The organism is Mycobacterium sp. TH-M106 (assembly GCF_057473765.1).
Genome location: NZ_JBYCLE010000011.1, coordinates 1 through 5245 on the forward strand (window position 1 = coordinate 1; position 5245 = coordinate 5245).

General features: G+C 67.5%; 6 protein-coding genes, 1 tRNA gene and 1 pseudogene. 6 read left to right on the forward strand and 2 right to left on the reverse strand.

Annotation, left to right across the window (positions count from 1 at the left end):
• From ftsZ to AC2VOP_RS00365, 6 genes are all read left to right on the forward strand, one after another.
• Positions 1-920, forward strand: a 920-nt coding sequence (gene ftsZ / locus AC2VOP_RS00340) for a cell division protein FtsZ (RefSeq protein ID WP_486959115.1), incomplete at its 5' end; no start/stop codon positions are given.
• Between the two features lie 37 nt (positions 921-957).
• Complete coding sequence (gene pgeF / locus AC2VOP_RS00345) at positions 958-1674, forward strand: peptidoglycan editing factor PgeF (protein WP_486959116.1); 717 nt, start codon at positions 958-960, stop codon at positions 1672-1674.
• Between the two features lie 166 nt (positions 1675-1840).
• Complete coding sequence (locus AC2VOP_RS00350) at positions 1841-2470, forward strand: cell division protein SepF (RefSeq protein WP_486959117.1); 630 nt, start codon at positions 1841-1843, stop codon at positions 2468-2470.
• 104 nt (positions 2471-2574) lie between these two features.
• Positions 2575-2865: a YggT family protein gene (locus tag AC2VOP_RS00355; RefSeq protein WP_486959118.1), complete on the forward strand. Its 291-nt coding sequence runs from the start codon at positions 2575-2577 to the stop codon at positions 2863-2865.
• A 219-nt stretch (positions 2866-3084) separates the two neighbouring features.
• On the forward strand, positions 3085-3849 hold the full coding sequence (wag31, locus tag AC2VOP_RS00360) for a DivIVA-like cell division protein Wag31 (RefSeq protein WP_486959119.1): 765 nt from the start codon (positions 3085-3087) through the stop codon (positions 3847-3849).
• A 47-nt stretch (positions 3850-3896) separates the two neighbouring features.
• Entirely contained in the window at positions 3897-4307 is a 411-nt protein-coding gene (locus AC2VOP_RS00365; RefSeq protein WP_486959120.1) for a DUF308 domain-containing protein, read from the forward strand.
• Positions 4308-4323: 16 nt separating this feature from the next.
• Here AC2VOP_RS00365 and AC2VOP_RS00370 read toward each other — a convergent pair.
• Positions 4324-5034 (reverse strand): annotated as a pseudogene (locus tag AC2VOP_RS00370) (phosphoribosyltransferase); the annotation flags it as partial.
• Between the two features lie 117 nt (positions 5035-5151).
• Positions 5152-5237: transfer RNA gene (locus AC2VOP_RS00375), tRNA-Leu, on the reverse strand.
• Positions 5238-5245 lie beyond the last annotated feature (8 nt).

The window sequence follows — 5245 nt, forward strand, 5'->3', positions numbered from 1 at the left end:
GCAAGGCCGCCGAGGACGCCAAGGACGAGATCGAAGAGCTGCTGCGCGGTGCCGACATGGTGTTCGTCACCGCCGGCGAGGGCGGCGGCACCGGTACTGGCGGTGCTCCGGTCATCGCCTCCGTCGCGCGCAAGCTGGGGGCGCTGACGGTCGGCGTGGTCACCCGCCCGTTCTCGTTCGAGGGGAAGCGGCGCAGCAACCAGGCCGAAACCGGCATCGCCGGGCTGCGGGAAAGTTGCGACACGTTGATCGTGATTCCCAACGACCGGCTGCTGCAAATGGGCGATGCCGCGGTGTCGTTGATGGACGCATTCCGCAGCGCCGACGAGGTACTGCTCAACGGCGTGCAGGGCATCACCGACCTGATCACCACGCCCGGCCTGATCAACGTCGACTTCGCCGACGTCAAGGGCATCATGAGCGGTGCCGGCACCGCGCTGATGGGCATCGGCTCGGCTCGCGGCGACGGCCGGGCGCTCAAGGCCGCCGAGATCGCGATCAACTCACCGCTGCTGGAGGCGTCCATGGAAGGTGCCCAGGGTGTGCTGATGTCGGTTGCCGGCGGCAGCGATCTGGGCCTGTTCGAGATCAACGAGGCCGCCTCGCTGGTCCAGGACGCTGCCCACCCTGAGGCCAACATCATCTTCGGTACCGTCATCGACGACTCGCTGGGTGACGAGGTGCGGGTCACCGTGATCGCGGCCGGCTTCGACGCCGCCGGCTCCGGTCGCACGTCGGCGTCGGTCGGTGCCGGTCACTCGATCGCCGCCGGGAAAGCAGGTAGGGTCACCTCGGCACTGTTCGAACCGGTCGATGCCGTCAGCGTGCCGACGCCGACCAATGGTGCGACGGTCAGTGTCGGCGGTGGCGGGGACGACGAGGACGACGACGTCGACATCCCTCCCTTCATGCGTCGCTGATCCGTTGCGCGCCCGGCCGGGGAAGCCGGAGTAGATCGTGAGCTTTCGTATTCGCCGGGTGACGACCACGCGGGCGGGCGGCGTTTCGGCACCCCCGTTCGACACGTTCAACCTCGGCGACCACGTCGGCGACGACCCTGCTGCGGTGGCGGCCAACCGGTCCCGGCTGGCAGCGGCGATAGGGCTCTCCGCCGACCGCCTGGTGTGGATGAACCAGGTGCACGGCGACCGGGTCGAGGTGGTCGACGGGCCACATAGCACCGCGGTCGGTGGCACGTTGGGCACCGATGCGCTGGTGACCAACGTGCCTAGGCTGGCCCTGGTGGTGGTGACCGCCGACTGCGTGCCGGTGTTGATGGCCGATGCGCGCGCCGGGGTGGTGGCCGCGGTGCACGCCGGGCGCGTCGGCGCGCAGCGCGGGGTGGTGGCCCGCGCCCTGGAGACGATGCTGGCCCTCGGCGCGCACCCGCCGGATGTCTCGGTGCTGCTGGGCCCGGCCGTCAGCGGCCGCAACTACGAGGTGCCCGAGGCGATGGCCGACGCCGTCGAGGAGACGCTCCCGGGCAGTCGCACCACCACCGCTGCGGGCACCCCAGGACTGGATTTGCGGGCCGGAATCAGCTGCCAGCTGCAGGCTTTGGGCGTCACCGCCATCGATGTCGACCCGCGCTGCACGGTGGCAGATCCAGACCTGTACAGCTATCGTCGCGACGTCTGCACCGGCCGACTCGCCTCGCTGGTCTGGCTGGAATGAACCAGCCGGACCCGCAAATTGGCCGGGCGGTGAAACCCGATGTGACGTGTGCGCGTGTCGGTACCGCACTAATGCGCCCATGACCGCTACCGTCACCGTGAGTAGTCACTTCAGTCACATCTTCATCACAGACGCGAGATCGCCAGAAGGCTAGAAGGGTCCAACGATGAGCACACTGCACAAGGTCAAGGCCTACTTCGGGATGGCTCCGATGGAGGACTACGACGACGAGTACTACTACGACGACGACCGTGCTCCGTCGCGCGGTTATACCCGCCGCGGAGAACGGTTCTCCGACGACGGTTACGGCCGATACGAGAACCGCTTCGAGGACCGCGACTACGAAGACCCGCCGGGCAGCTACCGGGGGGGGTTCCAAGCCGGCTACGACGACGAACCCCGATTGCGGCCCCGCGAATTCGAGCGGCCGCGTTTCGCGTCGCTGCGGGGTGCGACCCGCGGCGCGCTGGCGATGGACCCGCGCCGAATGGCGATGCTGTTCGACGAAGGCAGCCCGCTGTCGAAGATCACCACACTTCGCCCCAAGGACTACAGCGAAGCCCGCACCATCGGCGAGCGGTTCCGGGACGGCACGCCGGTGATCATGGATCTGGTGTCGATGGACAATTCCGACGCCAAGCGGCTGGTCGATTTCGCGGCCGGACTGGCCTTCGCGCTGCGCGGATCCTTCGACAAGGTCGCCACCAAGGTATTCCTGCTGTCGCCGGCCGACGTCGACGTGTCCCCGGAGCAGCGTCGCCGGATCGCCGAGACCGGCTTCTATGCATACCGGTGACCAGCTGGTGAGCAGCCTGGCACAAAGCCCACTGTGGGCGGCCCACGCGGGCCGGTAGGCTGACGCTGCTCCTGGCACACCCTCATCAGTAAGGTCGGGCTCCGTTGGCGCTGTTCTTCGAAATCCTGGGTATCGCGTTGTTCATGTTCTGGCTGCTCTTGATTGCCCGCATCGTCGTCGAGTTCATCCGCTCGTTCAGCAGGGACTGGCACCCGCGGGGCGCCACCGTGGTGATCCTCGAGGTCATCTTGAGCCTTACCGACCCGCCGGTGAAGCTGTTGCGCCGACTGATACCGCCACTGACCATCGGCGCGGTGCGCCTGGACTTCTCGATTATGGTGCTGCTGCTGGTGGCGTTCGTCGGTATGGAGCTAGCCCTGCGGCAAGTGGGCTGAGGAGCACGCCGCTCGATGAGCGGGCTCAGCAGCGTGGTCCGGGGATCGGGCTTGGCCTGTTTGCTTAACGAGATTTCTGTGGTACCGATTTGAAATTAATTCTTAATTTCAATACGGTTGCCGACCGACGCGTCTGATGTGACAGGATGGACAGCAGTTACGGCATGGCTCGCGTATTCTCCGAGCGGTGCTACCGTCCAGAGTTCAAGGGGGCAGACAATGCCACTGACACCAGCCGACGTGCACAATGTGGCGTTCAGCAAGCCACCGATCGGTAAGCGCGGCTACAACGAAGACGAGGTCGACGCATTTCTCGACCTGGTCGAGGCGGAGTTGACCCGGCTCGTCGAGGAGAACTCCGACCTTCGCCAACGGGTGAACGAGCTCGACCAGGAGTTGGCTGCTGCCCGCGCCGGCGGGGGACCGCAGGCCGCGCCCGCCATTCCGCTCTACGAGCCCGAACCGGCACCGGTGCCACAGCCGGTCGCACCGCCGCCTGCCGCCGGGGTGTCCGTCGAGGAGCAGCAGCTCAAGGCCGCCCGAGTGCTGAGCTTGGCCCAGGACACCGCCGACCGGCTGACCGACACCGCCAGGGCCGAGTCGGAGAAACTGATGGCCGACGCCCGCGCCAACGCTGAGCAGATCGTCGCCGAAGCCCGCCACCGGGCCGATGCGATGCTCGCCGACGCGCGAGCCCGCTCGGAGACCCAGCTGCGTCAGGCCCAGGAGAAAGCCGACGCACTGCAGGCCGACGCGGAACGCAAGCACTCCGAGATCATGGGGACGATCAATCAGCAGCGCACCGTGCTGGAGGGACGGCTGGAGCAACTGCGCACCTTCGAACGCGAGTACCGCACCCGGCTCAAGACCTACCTGGAGTCTCAGCTCGAGGAACTGGGGCAGCGAGGTTCGGCCGCGCCGGTTGACTCCAGCACCAGCAGCGACGGCGGTGGATTCAACCATTTCAGTCGGGGCAGTAACTGAACTGGGCCGGTGAGCGCGGAGTGTGCCAGTCGGCTGGAGGTTGACCGATGCTGATCATTGCGTTGGTGCTGGCGGTGATAGGTCTTGCCGCATTGGTGTTCGCCGTGGTCACCAGCAATGCGCTGGTGGCTTGGGTGTGCATCGGCGCGAGTGTGCTGGGCGTGCTGTTGTTGATCGTGGACGCGCTGGCCGAACGTCGTCGTCACGGGCCGGCGGCGGCGCCAGGTGAGGCTGAGCCGGCGGCGGAAGACGTCGATCATCTCGATGAGGCCGATCATGTGGCCGATGAAGCCGATGAAGTGGATGAAGCCGATGAAGCCGATGAAGCCGGTGAGGCGGAGCCCGACGACCAGGCTGAAGAGCCCGCCGGTGACTCCGCCTTGGCCGAGCAAGCCGGCTCCGACGTCGAGGACACCGCCGTCAGCGACGACCACGGCACCCCGCTCAGGCCGGACTGACCGGGCTCGCCGAGGGCTAGTCGGGACGACCGCCGTCGGTGGTCGGTGTGGCCAGGAGGTCACGGACTTCGTCGTCGCTGACCTGATGGAAATCGACGTATGCCTGCCCGACGGCATCGAACGCCACCGGAGTGGCCGCACACACGACGTCGTCGGCTTCCTGGGCGATCTTTTGGCACGCCGACGCCGGACCGACCGGGACCGCGACGACGGTCGACGCCGGATGTCCCGCTTGGACCGCCCGCACTGCCGCCAGCATGCTGGCACCGGTGGCGATGCCGTCGTCGACGAGGATGACGATTCTGCCGTGCGGGTCGGCGGCGGGCCGGCCGCCGCGGTATGCCTGCTCGCGTCGATGCAACTCGGCCGTCTCGCGGTCGATCACGGACCGCACCGCCGCGTCGGTGATCTTCAGGCTGGAGACCACGTCGTCGTTCATCACCACCTGCCCGCCGCTGGCCAGCGCGCCCATCGCCAGCTCGTCCCACTGCGGCACGCCCAGCTTGCGGACCAGGAAAACATCCAGCGGGGCGTGCAATGCGGCGGCGACTTCCCAGCCGACGGGGACCCCGCCCCGCGCCAGGCCCAGCACCAGCACGTCGTCCCGGCCGCGCTGGGCCGAATAGGCCGACAGCTCGGCCGCCAGCGCGCGACCCGCTGCCCGGCGGTCACGAAACGTGGCTGCCGAACTGTGCCGAAGGAAGCCGCCCGGTCGGTTCATGTACCTGTTCAGCCTACGACCGAGGTCGCCTGTGTGGGGCGTCTTCGTGTCGCCGGATGTGTGGTCACGGCTGCGCCGCCTCGGAAATGAACGCGAGCGTTCATTTCGCTCGCCTCAGTCGGGTGTCCGAGGGGGGACTTGAACCCCCACGCCCAGTAATAGGGCACTAGCACCTCAAGCTAGCGCGTCTGCCATTCCGCCACTCGGACCAACGCTC

Coding starts and splice junctions, on each gene's coding strand:
- AC2VOP_RS00350 (WP_486959117.1), top strand. CDS start 1,841: ATGAGCACACTGCACAAGGTCAAGGCCTACTTCGGGATGGCTCCGATG.
- wag31 (WP_486959119.1), top strand. CDS start 3,085: ATGCCACTGACACCAGCCGACGTGCACAATGTGGCGTTCAGCAAGCCA.
- AC2VOP_RS00365 (WP_486959120.1), top strand. CDS start 3,897: ATGCTGATCATTGCGTTGGTGCTGGCGGTGATAGGTCTTGCCGCATTG.